The following is a 15,250-nucleotide window of genomic DNA, read 5'->3' as shown; positions in this document are numbered from 1 at the left end:
GGCCCACTTCAGGGCTGGCTGCCTTCGCTGGCCCGTACCCTGGGATCATCCTGCGCGGAGGATGGCGCGGCGATGGCCGGGGGCACGCTTGCAGACACCACCGCCGGTGGGTTCGCCGGCGCCGCATCCAGGACACCCGGGGCGACGGCCGGGCTGCTTGCGCCCGGCAACGCGGGCGGCACCGCCGATGCCGCCACGCTGGTGTCTGGCTCGGCAGCCGCCGCTGGCTCCGGTGCGGGGCGCGCGGCCCGCTTGGGCGCGGGCGGGGCTTCCGGCTTGGCCGCCGGCCCGAACCACCGCTGGTACCAGCCGCGTATCGTCCAGCCCAAGGCTTCAAAGAGGCCGGTCTCCTTCTGCTCCACGAAGCGGATGTTCGCATCGATCATGCGGGACCGGAGCGAACGCTGGAAAAAGTCGCCCACCATCGGCAGCGCGCTGTGCGCGCCCTGGCCCCAGTAGTCGCTGCGCAGCGTCACCCGGCTGTCGTTGAACCCGACCCAGGCGCCGGCTACCAGTTGCGGATGCATCAGGATGAACCAGCCATCGGCGTTGTCCTGCGTGGTGCCGGTCTTGCCGGCGACATCCGCGCGAATGCCGAAGCGCGTGCGGATGCTCGCGCCGGTGCCGCGGTCGATCACGCCGCGCATCACGTCGAGCAGGGTCTGCACGGTGGCAACCGGCAGTGCCTGCTCGGGTGACGCTGGACGGAACGTCTCCAGCACCTCGCCCTTGCGATCTTCGATGCGCGATACCATCACCGGCTCCAGGTAGGCGCCCTGATTGGCGATGGTGCCGTAGGCACTGACCATTTCCCTCAAGGTGACCGGGCTGGTGCCCAGCGCCAGCGAGGGCACGGGATCGAGCCGGCTTTGCCGCACGCCCATGGCGCGCGCCAGCTTGGCCACCTTGGCCGGGCCAACGCTCTGCATCAGTTGCGCGGTGATGGTGTTCTTGGAATACACCAGGCCATCGCGCAGGCTCATGGCACGCCCGCTCGGGGGGCCATCGTCGGAGGGCCGCCAGACCTCGCCGCCGGCGAGCGGGATTTCCACGGCCTGGTCGATGAAGGTGTCGTCGGGCTTGGCACCTTGCTCGAACGCAGCGCCATACACGAACGGCTTGAACGTGGAACCCGGCTGGCGCTGCGCCTGTTGGACGTGATCGAAGGCATCCAGGGTGAAGTCGCGGCTGCCTACCCATGCCTTGATCTCGCCGGTGCGCGGGTCCAGCGCGAGGAAGCCAGCCTGGATGCGGGTCTTGGACTGGCGCAGCGCCTGCATGAAGGCGGTGTCAGCCAGCAACTGCTTCATGGCCGCCTCCGGTGTCTGCCCGGACTCCCTGGCCGTGCGGTACGCCGGGGTCTCGCGCACAAAGGCCTGTACGAGGTCTTTGTTGGCGGCCCAGCCGGAGCGCGGCGCCCACGCGGCGTCGGCGATGCCTTGCAGCTGGTTGCCCTGGCGCGCCACCGCCTGGTTGGCCAGCGCCTGCAGGCGTGAATCGATGGTGGTGCGCACCACGAGCCCGTCGGTGTAGATGTTGTAGTCGTTGCGGTCCGCCCAGGCGATCAGCCATTTGCGCAACTGCTGGGCGAAGTGCGGCGCCGGGCCGGGCGGCTCGGTCTGCCGCTCGAAGTCGATGCGCAGCGGGCGCTTCTTCAGCAACTCGTATTTCGCCGGCTCCAGCTTCTGGTACTTGACCATCTGCGCCAGCACGGTATTGCGCCGCTGCACGGCGCGCTCGGGGTTGATGACCGGGTTGTAGTAGCTGTTGCCCTTGAGCATGCCGATCAGCGTGGCACTTTCCAGCACGTCCAGCCGGCCGGCGGATTTATCGAAGTAGGTACGCGCCGCCATCTCGATGCCGTAAGCGTTGTACAGGAACGGCACGGTGTTGAGATAGGTCTCGAGAATCTCGTCCTTGGTGTAGAGCGCCTCGATCTTCAGCGCCGTGATGGCTTCCTTGAGCTTGCGCGTGAGCGTAGGCGCGCGGCCGATCTCGTCAGGATAGAGATTGCGGGCCAGCTGCTGCGTGATGGTGGAGCCACCTTGCCGGTCGCCGGAGAAGGTATGCAGCGCGGCCGAGCCCATGCGGCGCCAGTCCAGGCCAAAGTGCTGGTAAAAGCGGTGATCCTCGGTGGCGATCAGCGCGGTCGTCACATTGGGCGAGATATCGGCCAGGCGGACCCATTCGCGGTTGGCCCACTTGAACACGGCCAGCGGCTTGCCATCGGCTGACAGGATCTGCGCGGGCTGGTCGGACTTGGCCTTGCGGATATCGCTGATGCCCGGGGTGAACGGAATCAGCACCAGCACATAGAGCAGGAACAGCACCGGCACGGCGGCCACTGCCTTGGCCACGCCGCGGCGCGTGGGGCGCCGCAAGCGGGCAAGCCGCTCAGCGGCCAGGGTTTTGATCTGGGCCAGATTCATGAAGCAAGCAGCATGGGGCGGAGTCACATTCCGGCACGAAGAAAGGCCTGCATCCTACCAAAATCGCTTGCCGCACCCCGGCATATCGTCCCGAGTCTGGGAATCAAGGCCGGATCGGGGCCACTTCAGTCGAAGCGGTGCTCCTTCAGCACCAGGCTCTCGTCCAGGCGCTCGTACTTGGACGCGTAGCTGGCATCGAAGCGCACCACGCGCTTGAGCTCCGGGGCATACCACGCCACCGCCGTGTAAGGCACGGAGGATGGTGCGCCATACGAGACGCCGTAGAACGGCCGCGCCACATAGCCCTTGTAGGCCAGGCGCAAGACGCGGAAGCTGCCGGCGGGCACCGTGATGGTGGATTCCCCGGTCACCTCGCCGGTGAGTTCCGTGCGCAAGTCGGTGCCGGCCTGCTTGTAACTGGTTTTCCATCGGGCGCCCGGCTTGACATCTGCCGGCACCCAGCCGCGCGGCGGCGATGCGCCATCGAACTCGCCGCCGCTGGGGGTGCTGATCCGCTCGACGCGGCCGTCCAGGGTCTCGACACGGGCGCCCTGGTTGAACGTGATGCGCTCCCCTTCGACGCGGTCGACCCGGTAGACCACATCGCGCCGCTTGCGCGTCAGCTTGTCGACCAGTTCATAGCGCCAGACCTCGCCAACGCGGGGCGACTCGCCGCCAGCCGGGGCAGCGCCGGCCTCGTCCACCACAGGCGCCGCAGCCGCCGGCGCTGGCGCGGACGAGCGATAGCTGGCCATCGCCGCCACGCCGCGCTCCTTGATCTGAGCGATCCAGCTGGCGGGCAACGCCTTGAGCTTTTCGCCGGGCGCGCGCCGTGCCGACAGGATGCCCACGAGCCGGCCCGTCTCATCGAACAGGCCGCCACCGCTGGCCGCCGCCGGGAAATCAAGCGTGAGCTCGATGCGGTCCAGCTTGCCGTCCGAGCCCGCGCGCAACCCGGACACGCTGCCGTCCAGCACAACCACGCCCGTGGCCTCCGGGCTGGCTGCCGCAAGCACCTTCTGCCCGAACGACGGTGCCGCCGCGGCCGACACGCTGACGGCCGGCGCGTTGAAGTTCGCCACCCGCAGCAGGCACAGGTCGCGATCCACGTCCGGCGCWTCCAGCGTGGCRTCGTAGCTCACGTTGTCGCGCCGCACGGCRATSSCGCKCGCRCCGGCCAGCACGTGGCARGCCGTAACCAGTTGCCCCGGGCCGATCACCACGGCGGAGCCCGACGCCAGCGGCGCGTTGTTGGCACCCATTGCCCGCACGGCATAGATGCTTGGCGTGAGCTTGGTGAGCAGCTGCGCGGCATCGAGCGCGCAGGCATTGGCGGCGGCGAGCGCCAGGAAGACAGGAGTAGCGATCAGAGCGAAGCGGCGCATCGGTTGCGGTGACGTTGTCATGTGCAGGAAGCCGGGAGGGGTTGCCGGTCCGCGTGACAAGGCAGACGGCTTCGCGCAAATGCGCGACGGCGGCGAGGGTGTCTCTATTCTGGTGTGGCCGTATTCTGCAATGGCCGGACCGATAGGACAAGGGCGGCGCCGCTGCGCGAAGGCGATTGCGGGCAAGCCGGCGATCCGCTAACATCATGCGCCATGACCCGCGCGCAAAACCCGTCGATTATTCGCACCATCCCTGGGATGGTGGGTTAGCGCACGTGGACTGAGCACACAAAGCGACCCGCCCAACGAGGCGGGTTTTTTGTGCCCGCCTCCTTGGGGCCCGCAAACACCAAGGAGCCTGAAGATGCAGCCAACCCGCCCCGCAGCAGCAGCAGCACAAGCAGCAGCACCCGCCGTCCTCTATATGGTCTGCGGCAAGATCGGCTCCGGAAAATCGACACTGGCCAGGCAGCTCGCTGCCCGGCCAGCCACCGTGCGGATCAGCGAGGACGACTGGCTGTCACGCTTGTATCCCGGCGAGATCCGGGAGGTAGCCGACTATGCCCGCTGTGCCGGAAGATTGCGTGACGCCGTGGCCAGCCACATCGACGCGCTGCTGCTGGCGGGCATGTCGGTCGTGCTTGATTTCCCTGCCAACACGCCGGCCACCCGAAGCTGGGCCAGGGCCATCGTCGAGCAGGCGGGCGTGGCGCATCAACTCCACTACCTCGATGTGCCTGACGCCGTGTGCAAGGCCCGTCTGCGCGCGCGCAACGCCAGCGGCACGCATCCGTTCGAGACGACCGACGCGCAGTTCGATGCCATCACGCGTTACTTCGTGGCGCCGTCAGCGGACGAGGGTTTCAACGTGATCCGGCATGAGCCATCCGAGGCCGGCGCGGCGGCGACCTGACAGGCAAAGCCGGGGAGGCAGCGGGCCGCATGGTTTGGCTCGCTATCATGGCGAACACGTTCACCCACTAATCGAAATCCGCCATGTCCCAGATGTTCGAGCTTGCATCCACCCTGCCGGTCAGTGCCTGCCAGGCATGGCAGCGCGCGACCACGTCTGAAGGCATCAACGACGAGCTGTTTCCCTGGCTGCGCATGACGGCGCCCCCCGCCATGCGCGGCAAGGCGATCGGCGAGCTGCCGCTCGGCGAGCGGCTTGGCCGCAGCTGGCTACTGGCGTTCGGCATGTTTCCCGTGGACGCGGACGACATCATGCTGGCGGAGGTGGGGCCGGGCTACCGCTTCAAGGAAACGTCGCGGATGCTGAGCATGCGCAGCTGGGTGCACGAGCGAACAGTTCGAGATACCCCCTGCGGCTGCGAGGTGCACGACCGGCTCACCTTTGCCTTGCGCGGACCCGCAGCCTGGCTGCCCGGCGGTGGCAGCGCGATGGCAGCCGTCGTGAAATGGCTGTTTCGCCACCGTCATCGGCGCCTGGCACGGTGGGCACGAAATGCCAGGCGCATTGAATCCCCCGCCTCGCCCGATAATTCAAAATATTTCAATGAATAATTGAGATTTTAGTCACCAACGCGATCGGCCGGCGCCTAGAATTTCCTCACCGGCCCAGCAATCAAGCAGATCCAGCGATCCACGCGATGCGAGCCAAATTCAAATATTTCCAACTTTGTCGAGGCACTGCATCATGAACCCCAACGCTACCCAAATCGCTATCGTCTACCACAGCGGCTACGGCCACACCGCTAGGCAAGCACAGGCCGTTGCACGTGGCGCCGCCAGCGTCGATGGCGTGGAGAGCCTGTTGATCAGCGTCGACGACATCGACCAGCACTGGGACACGCTCGAAAACGTGGACGGCATCATCTTCGGCGCSCCCACCTACATGGGCAGCGCSTCGGCGCAGTTCAAAGGCTTTATGGACGCCACCTCGCGCAACGTGTTCGCCAAGGGCGGCAAATGGGCCAACAAGGTGGCGGCAGGTTTCACCAACTCGGCCTCGCGTTCGGGCGACAAGCTTGCCACGCTGCAGCAGATCGCGATCTTCTCCGCGCAACACGGCATGCACTGGGTCAACCTTGGCCTGCCCCCGGGCCACAACAACTCGAAGTCGACCGAGGATTCGCTCAATCGCCACGGCTTCTTCCTGGGTGCGGCAGCGCAGTCGAATGCAGACGAAAGCGCTGATGTGGTGCCGCCGCCGGCAGACCTGCGCACGGCCGAGCATCTGGGTGCGCGCGTGGCGGAAGTGGCCCAGCAACTGGCGGCTGGCCGCGCGGCATTGGCGTCGCTGAAGAAGGCCGCCTGAGGGCTTGCGCACCCATGCGCTCCACGTGATTGAAACGTTTCATAGCGTGCTACACTGCATGCCACAGGAAACGACGATATCCGTGGAGTGCCATGCAGAAAAAAGCGGCAGCGCAGCGCAAGCCGACCCTGAAGGACCTGGCCGAGCAAGCGGGCGTCTCGGTTGGCACCGCCTCCAACGTGATGGCGGGGCGAGGCGGCCCGTCCGCCGAGACCGTCACCCACGTGTTCGAGGTGGCGCGCAAGATCGGCTATGTCACCAACGCCGCGGCCCGCAGCCTGCGCTCGCGGCGCTCGCGCCTGGTGGCATGCCTGGTGCCGGACATCACCAACCGCTTCTACGGCGTGATCGTGCGCGCGGCCGAACATGTGCTGCGCGAAGCCGGCTACACCTTGCTGCTGGTCGACACCCATAACGACACCGAACGCGAATGCGAGCTGCTGCTGGACGTGACCCGCGTCGGCGTTGACGGCGTGCTGTTCGCGCCCGGCTCCGAGAGCTCCGGAAAGCTGCAGCAGCAGATCGCGCAGGTGGATGTGCCGCTGGTGATCCTGGACCGCGATATCGCCCCGGATCGGCCCAGCGTCAAGGTGGACCACTTCAGCGGCGCGCTGAAGACCGCCAACTATCTGCTCGATCTCGGCCACCGTCGCATTGCCCTGCTCTTCCCCAGCTCGCACCTGCGCCCCGCGCGCGAGCGCTGGCATGCCTTCGAGACGGCTGCCGCCGCGCGCGGCATCGGCGATGCGCTGGAGCTTGTGCGCATCGACACCAGCTCGATGGACGTCGCTTTTTCGCAATGCCTGGCGTTGTTCCAGCAAGCCGCGCCGCCGACCGCCATCTTTGGGCTCGGCACGACGCTGCTCGCCGGCGCGCTCAAGGCGGCACGCCAGACCGGCAGGGACATTCCCGGCGACCTGTCGGTGGTATGCGTGGGCGATACCGAACTGGCCCAGGTGCACACACCCGAGCTGACCACGCTCACCTGGAACCTGCAGGACCTGGGGCGCCATGCCGCCCGCCTGCTCCTTGCCGAGATGGAGCCCGGCATCGATCCGCAAGGCAGCCCTGGCGCAACCGGGCACCTGATGCTGACCTGCGAGCTGATCCTGCGCGAGTCCTGCGCCGCCGTCGACACGGGGGCTGGCAGGAAACCGGCGCGAGGCCGAGCGAAGAGCCTCGCCAGCTAAGACTGCAGCGTTATCGCCAGACCCATCGCGCAAGCACCTGCCGGGCGGCGCAATGCCGCCCTTGCAGCATCCCCTCCCCAAGCTCATGCCCCTTGCAGCCGGTCGTTTACCCTTTATATGAAACGTTTCAATTCCATGCTATATTTTTCCCATCCCTCGTAGCGGGGACCATAAGAACGATCACCCAAAGATCACCATAAGATCACCACGGAGACAGCCACAGCATGCCGGACAGCAATCGCAAAGGAATGAGCCGGCTTGCCGGCAAGGCAGCCATCGTCGTAGGCGCGGGATCGATCGGCGCCGAGACCAGCAACGGCGCAGCCGCCGCCATCGTCTACGCCCGCGAAGGCGCGCGGGTGCTGTGCGTGGACCGCGACCTGGCGCTGGCCCGCAGGACCGCGAGCCAGATCGAGGATGCGGGCGGAAGCGCCAGCGCCTTCGAGGCCGACGTGCGCGACGGCGCGCGGCTGGCGGCCATGGTGGCGGCCTGCCGCGAGCGCTATGGCCGCATCGACGTGCTGCACAACAACGTGGGCATCGAGGAGATCGGCGAGCTCGAGGACATCACGGAGCCATCCTGGGACCGGGTGTTCGACATCAACCTGAAAGGCGCCATGCTCGCCTGCCAGAAGGCAATGCCGCACATGATCGCGCAGGGCGGCGGCTCGATCATCAACATCTCGTCGATCGCCAGCCGCAAATGGGGCCCGATGCCCTTTCTCTCCTACAACGCATCGAAGGCCGCGCTCAACCACATGACGCGGATCCTCGCGCGCCGCTACGCCGCGGACCAGGTGCGCTGCAATGTGATCCTGCCCGGCCTGATCGATACGCCGCATGCGGCCCACCTGACCGATGGCGACGAAGCCGCCGTGCAGGCCGCGCGCGAGTTTCGCAACAGCCGCTGCCCCATGGGCCGGCAAGGCACGCCGTGGGATATCGCCTACGCGGCGTTGTTCCTTGCCTCCGATGAGTCGCGTTATGTGACGGGCCTGGAGATGGTGGTAGATGGCGGACTGGGGCTTTGACGGAAACAGACAGCGAATCGAAGGCCGCGCCGCGGCACATAACAAAGAACCAGGAGACGCCCCATGCCCCGCCACCTAGCCGCCGCTACGCTCGTCGTCGCGCTTGCCGCGCCCGCCATCGCAGCGCGGGCCAATGAATCCTCCGCCGACTACCCCTCCCACCCCATCCGCCTGTTGCTGCCGATCTCGGCCGGCTCCGGCGGCGACATCCTTGGGCGCGTGCTCGCGCAGCGCATGTCGGCCATCCTGAAGCAGCCCATCGTGGTGGAGAACAAGGGTGGCGCCTCCGGCATCATCGGCACGCAAGCGGTCGCGCGCGCGGCGCCCGACGGCTACACCTTCACGCTCGGCGGCGCGACCACGCATATGCTGAACGCCGCGGTCTACACCAAGCTGCCATATGACCCGGTGAAGGACTTCACCGCCATCGGCCAGGTCGGCACGGCCGCCATCCTGCTGGTGGCCAGCAATGACTTTCCCGCGAACGACATCAAGGAGCTGGTGGCGTACACCAAGAGCCATCCCAACGAAGTGCAGTACGCCAGTTGGGGCACCGGCTCCACGGGACAATTCTGCGGCGAGGTGCTCAAGCAGCTGGCCGGCGCCTCCATGACGCATATTCCCTACAAGACCGTGCCTCAGGTGCTCAACGACATCGTTGCCGGGCATATCAAGCTGGGCTATGTGGACATGACTTCGGGCACGCCCTTCGTCAAGTCCGGCAAGGTCAAGGCGATCGGCACCTGTACCTCGCGCTCGCCGAGCCTGCCCGGGGTGAAGAGCTATGTCGACGAGGGCATYGATTTTGACCGTGTATTCCGCTGGGGCCTGTATGTGCCCGCCGGCACGCCCAGGCCGATCGTACAGAAGCTGTCGGACGCCTTGAACCAGGTGCTGGCCATGCCGGAGATCAAGGCACGCCTGCTGGAGATGGGCATCGCGGCCACGCCGATGAGCGGCGAGGAACTCGGCAAGCTGAATGCGCGCGATATCCCGGCGTGGAAAGAAGTAGCAAAAACCGCCGGGGTGACGCAGGACTAAGCGCCTGATGCGCGCGTCAATGCACGCGCCATTGCATCAATCACTCGACAAGCCTGCAAACCCAAAAACCACAGAACCCAAATCACGGAGCCCTGAACATGGATAGTCTGTCTCTCGCCCGCATGCAGACCGTGCGCGACCATATGGCCCTGGAGTGCACCCAGGAATGGGACGCCGTCATCGCCACCTTTGCCCATCCGCGCTACGAGATGCACGGAGGCGGCGCGGTCTTCGACGGCGAGCAAGCGGTGCGCGGCTACTTTGCGTCTTCGCGCACGCCCTTCCCCGACCAGGCCAACGAGATCATCAGCATCGCCGCGGCCGGCGACACGGTGCTGGTGGAATTCTGGCTCACTGGCACCCACCTTGGACCCTTGAAGGCGAACGGCACCGTCTACCCGCCCACGGGCCGCGCGTTTCGCGTGCGCATGGCCGCGTCGTTCGAGTTCGCGCCCGACAGCGACAAGATCGTTTGCGAGCGGCCGTACTTCGACCAGGGGGCAAAGCTGCGCTCGCTGGGGCTGGTCGCCGCCTAGCGGATGGCGTTTCAGGCCACGCTTCCCGCGCCGCAGCCACATCCGCCACGCTATTCGACTTCGCCTTCCTCGCTGTCGCCGCCTTCCAGCGCTTGCGCAGCGCGCTCGTGATCCATCGCGGCCCGGGCAAGCGCCGCCGCAACCGGCGGCGCGCTCTCCTTGCGCTCGCTGTACCGGTCCGTCAGGTAAGCGGAGCGGTCGCGGACCAGCAAGGTGAATTTGACCAGCTCCTCCATCACGTCGACCACCCGGTCATAGAACGCGGAAGGTGCCATGCGGCCATCCGCGTCGAATTCCTGGTAGGCCTTCGGCACGGATGACTGGTTCGGGATCGTCACCATGCGCATCCAGCGCCCGAGCACACGCAACGCATTGACGGCATTGTAGGACTGCGAGCCGCCGCACACCTGCATGACGGCCAGCGTGCGGCCCTGCGTGGGACGAATGCCGCCGATCTCCAGCGGCAACCAGTCGATCTGGTTCTTGAACACCGCGGTCAGCGTGCCGTGCCGCTCGGGGCTGCACCAGACCTGGCCCTCCGACCATGCGGACAGCGCGCGCAGCTCGGCCACCTTCGGATGATCCGCCGGCACGCTGTCCGTGACGGGAAGGCCATGCGGATCGAACACCTTGGTTTGCGCGCCGAGGTACCGAAGGATCCGCTCGGCTTCGAGCGTAAGCAGGCGGCTGTAGGAGTTCGAGCGTAGCGAGCCGTAGAGCAGGAGAATGCGCGGCGCATGCGTTGAGACGCTGCGCGGCTCCAGCCTTTGATCGGTGGGTATGTCCAGCAGCGGCAGCACGACGTTACGCAGCGCATCCGTCATCGGCCGACCCTCCGGCCGTCGGCGTCGATCACGCGCTCGCCATCTTCCTTGGCAAAGGCGCCGCGCTGCGGCGATGGCAGGATGTCCAGCACCAATTCAGATGGCCGGCACAGCCGCACGCCGAGCGGCGTCACCACAAACGGCCGGTTGATCAGGATCGGGTGCGCCTGCATGGCGTCGAGCAGTTGGTCGTCGGTGAGCGCCGGATCCCCCAGGCCGAGTTCGGCGTAGGGTGTCCCTTTCTCACGCAGCGCTTCGCGTACCGTCAGCCCGGCACCGGCGATCATCGCCTTGAGCACCGCGCGCTCCGGCGGTTGCGCCAGGTACGCGATGACTTCGGGCTCGATCCCGGCGTTGCGAATCATTGCGAGCGTATTGCGCGATGTGCCGCAGTCGGGGTTGTGATAGATCTGAACGTGCATGCTTGACTACCTTGATGGATGCTTCTGGATGCCGGCTTCGTACCAGGGCCGCGAGCGGTTGACGATGCGCACCACCAGCAACATGACGGGCACCTCGATCAGCACGCCCACCACGGTAGCCAGCGCCGCGCCCGACTGGAAGCCAAACAGGCTGATGGCCGTGGCAACGGCCAGCTCGAAGAAATTGCTCGCGCCGATCAGGCTGGACGGGCCGGCCACGCAATGCGCGACGCCAAGCTTGCGATTGAGCAGATAGGCCAGCCCCGAGTTGAGGAACACCTGGATCAGGATCGGCACGGCCAGCATCGCGATCACCAGAGGCTGGTTGACGATGGCCTGCCCCTGGAAGCCGAACAGCAGCACCAGCGTGGCCAGCAGCGCGCAGATGGCGTAAGGGCCGAGCGCCGCCACCGCCCGCCGATACGCCGCGTCTCCTCGTGCGAGAAGCGCCCGGCGGATGACCTGCGCCACGGCCACGGGAACGATGATGTAGAGCGCGACGGAGGTGGCCAGGGTGTCCCACGGCACCGCGATGGACGACAGGCCCAGCAGCAGCGCCACCACCGGCGCGAAGGCGACCACCATGATGGCATCGTTCAGCGCGACCTGCGACAGCGTGAAGTACGGATCGCCCTTGCAGAGCTGCGACCACACGAACACCATCGCCGTGCACGGCGCGGCCGCCAGCAGGATCAACCCGGCGACGTAGCTGTCGAGCTGGCCGGCGGGCAGCCATCCGGCAAAGACGTGCCGCACGAACAGCCAGCCCAGCAGCGCCATCGAGAACGGCTTCACCAGCCAGTTCACGAACAGCGTCACGCCAATGCCACGCCAAACGCCGGCCACCTGGCCCATCGCCCCGAAATCGATCCGGATCAGCATCGGGATGATCATCACCCAGATCAGCGCGCCCACAGGCAGGTTGACCTGCGCCACCTCCATGCTGGCCACGGTGGCGAAAAAGCCGGGCATGGCCTGCCCCAGCACGATCCCCGCGACGATGCACAGCGCCACCCACAGCGTCAGGTAGCGCTCGAAAAAACCAATGGCCTGCGCGGGCGCATCCGCCACAGCGGGCCGCGCGGATTCAGCGTGCTGCATCGGAGGCCTCCGGCTTGGCGTCGCAGCACGCCGGCGCGGCGGGCACCTCGCATGGCGTCCCGCCACAGCAGTTCTCGGTCAGGAAGGCAACGAGGCCGCTCATGGCCGCGAAGTTGGCCGAGTAGATCACGAAGCGCCCGTCCTGGCGGGAAGCCACCAGTTCCGCGTGGGACAGGTCCTTCAGGTGAAACGAGAGGCTGGAGGGCGAAATGCCGACCTGTTGGGCGATGTCGCCGGCGGCGATGCCCCTCGGGCCCGCTACCACCAGCGCGCGGAAGATGGCAAGACGGGATTCGTGGGCAAGGGCGCCAAGGGCGCGTACGACCAGGTTCGAGTTCATGCCCCGGATCATAACGCCATCATTTCAATATTTCAACAATCATTGAAATGGTACGAGCAGGCATAAAAGCGATCCGCGAGCCTCCTTGTGCCTGGTGCCTGGTGCCTGGTGCCTGGTGCCTGGCCAAAACAGCTTATGTCGCTTCAAGCACAGAGAGAATATTGCCGGCCGGGTCCTTGAACCAGGCGATGACGGGGCCGCCCTCGCTGCGGCAGATGCCCCGTTCGTCGGTCTTCAGCCCCGGCAGGTCGTAGGTCTCGAAGCGCACGCCGAGCTTGCCAAGTGCCTCCACGGCCTTGTCCACGCTCTTCACCGGGAAATTCAGCACCGTGAACGTCGCAGGCACGTGGTTCGGCTTGGGATAAAGCAGCACGTTGTTGCCGCCGGCGATATACAGGGTCAGCAAGCCCCCGCTCGCGGACACTTCCAGCCCCAGCGTACCGCCATAGAAGTTCGTGGCCTTGGCGATGTCGTCGACCGAGAATCCGCTGAAAGCATGACTGTCGCGCAACATGGCTTGCTCCTTGAAATCACTTCCGCGCATGCGGAAACAAAACCGGCCCGCTCGCGCCGCAGCGGCCTACGGGCCAGTATTGTTCATCGCGGCGGGGGACTCAAGGCGGGCGAGGTAACAAAGCACAGCGCGCAATTCAGCCTGGGCTTACTTCGTGCTGCCAGGCTCCGCCGCCTCGGTGCGCTGGAGCGCACGGCTGCACTTGCGCGCAAGCCGCGCAGGCGATTGCTCAGCCTCAAGCGCCTTTGATGCGGCGATCAGCATCGCGGGCAAGGCAGGATCGCGCCTTGCCTCGTCCATGGCCGCCTGATCGTCGGCACCCAGCTTGCCAAGCTCCACCGACAAGGCTGCCTCATAGCGCGGCGCGTTCGCGGGATCCAGCTTCGCGCAAGCCATCGGGAAGGCGACGATGGAGGCGTACATCGCCACCTTGAATTCCGGCGGCAACGCTCCGCACGGCGCATCGGGCGGGCACTGCGTGGTGGAAAAACTGCTTGCAGAGAACAATGCCAGGATCAATGTGTTGACTGTCTTGATATGCATGGTGGTGTTCGCGCCTGTGACGGGCAACGCCTCAGGCCGCCGCATCCGCCCGCCCCCTGACCGGCAGCCAGATTTCCACGGTGCCCGTTCCCGCCACCGGATCGAAGTCCGCGCTGTAGCGCTCAAACTCAGGCGCATGCCCGGCCTGGAACCCGGACGCCGGCAGCCAATGATGCCAGATGCGGTGAAACGTCTCGTGCAGCGTCGAGACATCGCCTGCATGCACGAATACGGCGTAGCGCTGCGGCTCGACCTTGATGCAGCGAAACGATGATGGCAGTCCGTCCGGGCTGCTCACTTCCACGCCAGCCACATACTCGAAGCTGCCATCGTCCCTAGGATTGCAGCACAGGCCGTAGGTCAAACCGCCCACCTGGCCCGGAACTTCGCCAATGCAGGGGCCGAACGCTTCCCAGAGCGCAGGGATGCCGCCGTTCGTTTCCAGGGTGAACCGCCCGCCGAGGCCCGCTATCCAGAATGTGCGGCCGGCTTCAAAACGGGGGGTGGGCAGAGCGGTCGAGTTCGGTTCTTGCATGCGTTGTGGCTCAGAGAAACAGCAGTCCATGGGAGATGTGCGGCGTGCGCGGCGCCAAGCATAGCGCAAACGCCGCCGGCACTTGATGCGCCTATTCGAACCTCGTACCATGCCTTGGTTAGCGAAATATATCGATGTATATAACGCAGGTCAAAGCAGGCGCCCTGGCCAACCAAGGAGAGCGTTCCGTGAATGAAGCACTGTCCGCCAGCACTGGCGAGAGCAAAGTGCGGCAATACCAGTCCGATGCACTGACGATTTCGGGGCTGACGCAAACGCTCAGCCTGGACGCCGCAGCCCTGACGGGCTGCGCTGATGTGGTGGGCGGGCCGGCAACCATCCAATGCTATTCGGGGCGCCATGTCCGCGAAGTGCGGCACTGGCGCGGCGTGCGCGTGACGCAGTTGCTTGACCTCGCCGGCATGCAGGCGCTGCCCATCGGGCGGCGCAAGCAGAGCGTGGTCGCCGTGGTCGCGAAAGACGGCTACCGATGCCTGTTTACCTGGCACGAGCTGTACAACACGGCCGTGGGCAGCGGCGTGATCCTGGTGGTGGAAAAGGACGGCGTGGCATTCGATCCCGACCTTGGCGGACTCCACCTGGTGTCATTGCGCGACCTCAAGCTTGGCCCGCGCCAGGCGCTGGCGGTCAGTGGCATCGAGGTCCGGCATTGGCCAGATTAGGGTTCAGGGCTCAGGGCTTGGGCCGCAAGCTCAAGGCTTGGCCAGCAGCTTGATCAGGCCGTTGATCTCGGCTTCGCAAGCCTTGGCCGCGCGTAGCTCCGCGGCGCGGTAGAGCCGGATCGCTTCCTCGCCCACCGGCGTGAGCACGGTGCCGCCGCCCTGCGCGCCGCCATGCTCGGAATCCACTGCCGGCCTGGCCAGCGAGCGGTTGATTTCGTTGAGCAGATCCCAGGCCCGCTTGTAGGACATGTCGAGGTGTTTCGCCGCGGCGGAAATGGAGCCGCATTCGCGGATCGCTTCCAGCAGCGCAATCTTGCCGGGGCCAATGGCGATGGTATCGCCCAGCATCACGCGCATGCGAAACAGCGCCTGCGGCGTATCCGGGCTGACCGAGGTTC

General features: G+C 66.2%; 18 protein-coding genes. 8 read left to right on the top strand and 10 right to left on the bottom strand.

Annotated features, from left to right (window positions below; translation table 11 throughout):
• Positions 1–8 precede the first annotated feature (8 nt).
• On the bottom strand, positions 9–2,429 hold the full coding sequence (locus AC1DQR_RS16540; protein ID WP_416051022.1) for a penicillin-binding protein 1A: 2,421 nt from the start codon (positions 2,427–2,429) through the stop codon (positions 9–11).
• Between the two features lie 125 nt (positions 2,430–2,554).
• A complete protein-coding gene (locus tag AC1DQR_RS16535; protein WP_477133380.1) occupies positions 2,555–3,835 on the bottom strand; it encodes a S1 family peptidase in 1,281 nt (426 codons plus the stop codon).
• Between the two features lie 343 nt (positions 3,836–4,178).
• Between AC1DQR_RS16535 and AC1DQR_RS16530 the strand changes: the two genes are divergently transcribed.
• The 7 genes from AC1DQR_RS16530 (at position 4,179) to AC1DQR_RS16500 (ending at position 9,890) form a co-directional block, all read left to right on the top strand.
• The gene (locus AC1DQR_RS16530) at positions 4,179–4,727 is read left to right on the top strand and encodes a P-loop nucleotide/nucleoside kinase family protein (RefSeq protein ID WP_477133379.1); all 549 of its coding nucleotides are present in this window, start codon (positions 4,179–4,181) and stop codon (positions 4,725–4,727) included.
• An 83-nt stretch (positions 4,728–4,810) separates the two neighbouring features.
• Entirely contained in the window at positions 4,811–5,338 is a 528-nt protein-coding gene (locus AC1DQR_RS16525) for a hypothetical protein (protein ID WP_477133378.1), read from the top strand.
• Positions 5,339–5,471: 133 nt separating this feature from the next.
• On the top strand, positions 5,472–6,092 hold the full coding sequence (locus AC1DQR_RS16520; RefSeq protein WP_174427499.1) for a flavodoxin family protein: 621 nt from the start codon (positions 5,472–5,474) through the stop codon (positions 6,090–6,092).
• 92 nt (positions 6,093–6,184) lie between these two features.
• Positions 6,185–7,282 carry a LacI family DNA-binding transcriptional regulator gene (locus AC1DQR_RS16515; RefSeq protein WP_416051026.1) on the top strand — a complete coding sequence of 366 codons (1,098 nt, stop codon included), beginning with the start codon at positions 6,185–6,187 and terminating at the stop codon, positions 7,280–7,282.
• 224 nt (positions 7,283–7,506) lie between these two features.
• Entirely contained in the window at positions 7,507–8,313 is an 807-nt protein-coding gene (locus AC1DQR_RS16510) for an SDR family NAD(P)-dependent oxidoreductase (RefSeq protein WP_416051027.1), read from the top strand.
• A 63-nt stretch (positions 8,314–8,376) separates the two neighbouring features.
• Positions 8,377–9,354 (top strand): Bug family tripartite tricarboxylate transporter substrate binding protein, encoded by a 978-nt coding sequence (locus tag AC1DQR_RS16505; protein WP_416051028.1) that lies wholly within the window; start codon positions 8,377–8,379, stop codon positions 9,352–9,354.
• Between the two features lie 98 nt (positions 9,355–9,452).
• Complete coding sequence (locus AC1DQR_RS16500; RefSeq protein ID WP_416051029.1) at positions 9,453–9,890, top strand: ester cyclase; 438 nt, start codon at positions 9,453–9,455, stop codon at positions 9,888–9,890.
• Positions 9,891–9,940: 50 nt separating this feature from the next.
• On the opposite strand, the gene arsH is transcribed toward AC1DQR_RS16500, so the two are convergent.
• The 7 genes from arsH to AC1DQR_RS16465 all read right to left on the bottom strand — a co-directional run bounded on the left by arsH (position 9,941) and on the right by AC1DQR_RS16465 (position 14,169).
• Entirely contained in the window at positions 9,941–10,714 is a 774-nt protein-coding gene (gene arsH / locus AC1DQR_RS16495; RefSeq protein WP_477133377.1) for an arsenical resistance protein ArsH, read from the bottom strand.
• On the bottom strand, positions 10,711–11,136 hold the full coding sequence (gene arsC, locus AC1DQR_RS16490; RefSeq protein ID WP_416051031.1) for an arsenate reductase (glutaredoxin): 426 nt from the start codon (positions 11,134–11,136) through the stop codon (positions 10,711–10,713). Before arsC ends, arsH begins: the two co-directional genes overlap by 4 nt.
• Positions 11,137–11,142: 6 nt before the next feature.
• Positions 11,143–12,237, bottom strand: coding sequence for an ACR3 family arsenite efflux transporter (arsB, locus tag AC1DQR_RS16485; protein ID WP_477133376.1), 1,095 nt, complete (start codon positions 12,235–12,237; stop codon positions 11,143–11,145).
• Positions 12,224–12,577: an ArsR/SmtB family transcription factor gene (locus tag AC1DQR_RS16480; protein ID WP_416051033.1), complete on the bottom strand. Its 354-nt coding sequence runs from the start codon at positions 12,575–12,577 to the stop codon at positions 12,224–12,226. Before AC1DQR_RS16480 ends, arsB begins: the two co-directional genes overlap by 14 nt.
• Before the next feature lie 133 nt (positions 12,578–12,710).
• Entirely contained in the window at positions 12,711–13,091 is a 381-nt protein-coding gene (locus AC1DQR_RS16475; protein WP_416051034.1) for a VOC family protein, read from the bottom strand.
• Positions 13,092–13,238: 147 nt separating this feature from the next.
• Positions 13,239–13,634: a hypothetical protein gene (locus AC1DQR_RS16470; RefSeq protein ID WP_477133375.1), complete on the bottom strand. Its 396-nt coding sequence runs from the start codon at positions 13,632–13,634 to the stop codon at positions 13,239–13,241.
• Between the two features lie 31 nt (positions 13,635–13,665).
• Complete coding sequence (locus tag AC1DQR_RS16465; RefSeq protein WP_416051036.1) at positions 13,666–14,169, bottom strand: GyrI-like domain-containing protein; 504 nt, start codon at positions 14,167–14,169, stop codon at positions 13,666–13,668.
• Between the two features lie 188 nt (positions 14,170–14,357).
• On the opposite strand from AC1DQR_RS16465, the gene AC1DQR_RS16460 reads away from it, so the two are divergent.
• Positions 14,358–14,852, top strand: coding sequence for a hypothetical protein (locus AC1DQR_RS16460; protein ID WP_477133374.1), 495 nt, complete (start codon positions 14,358–14,360; stop codon positions 14,850–14,852).
• A 30-nt stretch (positions 14,853–14,882) separates the two neighbouring features.
• Here the strand turns inward: AC1DQR_RS16460 and AC1DQR_RS16455 are convergent, their stop codons facing one another.
• Positions 14,883–15,209, bottom strand: a complete 327-nt coding sequence (locus AC1DQR_RS16455) for a winged helix-turn-helix domain-containing protein (protein ID WP_043357615.1) — start codon at positions 15,207–15,209, stop codon at positions 14,883–14,885.
• Between the last annotated feature and the right edge of the window lie 41 nt (positions 15,210–15,250).

This window comes from Cupriavidus sp. 05L411, from assembly GCF_056398045.1.
This window is presented reverse-complemented; position numbering and strand designations above follow the sequence as displayed.

Excerpts from the sequence above, each read along its gene's own strand:
- AC1DQR_RS16515 (WP_416051026.1), top strand. The coding sequence starts at position 6,185 with ATGCAGAAAAAAGCGGCAGCGCAGCGCAAGCCGACCCTGAAGGACCTG.
- AC1DQR_RS16530 (WP_477133379.1), top strand. The coding sequence starts at position 4,179 with ATGCAGCCAACCCGCCCCGCAGCAGCAGCAGCACAAGCAGCAGCACCC.
- AC1DQR_RS16455 (WP_043357615.1), bottom strand. The coding sequence starts at position 15,209 with ATGCGCGTGATGCTGGGCGATACCATCGCCATTGGCCCCGGCAAGATT.
- AC1DQR_RS16470 (WP_477133375.1), bottom strand. The coding sequence starts at position 13,634 with ATGCATATCAAGACAGTCAACACATTGATCCTGGCATTGTTCTCTGCA.
- AC1DQR_RS16510 (WP_416051027.1), top strand. The coding sequence starts at position 7,507 with ATGCCGGACAGCAATCGCAAAGGAATGAGCCGGCTTGCCGGCAAGGCA.
- AC1DQR_RS16465 (WP_416051036.1), bottom strand. The coding sequence starts at position 14,169 with ATGCAAGAACCGAACTCGACCGCTCTGCCCACCCCCCGTTTTGAAGCC.
- AC1DQR_RS16500 (WP_416051029.1), top strand. The coding sequence starts at position 9,453 with ATGGATAGTCTGTCTCTCGCCCGCATGCAGACCGTGCGCGACCATATG.
- arsC (WP_416051031.1), bottom strand. The coding sequence starts at position 11,136 with ATGCACGTTCAGATCTATCACAACCCCGACTGCGGCACATCGCGCAAT.
- arsB (WP_477133376.1), bottom strand. The coding sequence starts at position 12,237 with ATGCAGCACGCTGAATCCGCGCGGCCCGCTGTGGCGGATGCGCCCGCG.
- AC1DQR_RS16480 (WP_416051033.1), bottom strand. The coding sequence starts at position 12,577 with ATGAACTCGAACCTGGTCGTACGCGCCCTTGGCGCCCTTGCCCACGAA.
- AC1DQR_RS16540 (WP_416051022.1), bottom strand. The coding sequence starts at position 2,429 with ATGAATCTGGCCCAGATCAAAACCCTGGCCGCTGAGCGGCTTGCCCGC.
- arsH (WP_477133377.1), bottom strand. The coding sequence starts at position 10,714 with ATGACGGATGCGCTGCGTAACGTCGTGCTGCCGCTGCTGGACATACCC.
- AC1DQR_RS16525 (WP_477133378.1), top strand. The coding sequence starts at position 4,811 with ATGTCCCAGATGTTCGAGCTTGCATCCACCCTGCCGGTCAGTGCCTGC.
- AC1DQR_RS16475 (WP_416051034.1), bottom strand. The coding sequence starts at position 13,091 with ATGTTGCGCGACAGTCATGCTTTCAGCGGATTCTCGGTCGACGACATC.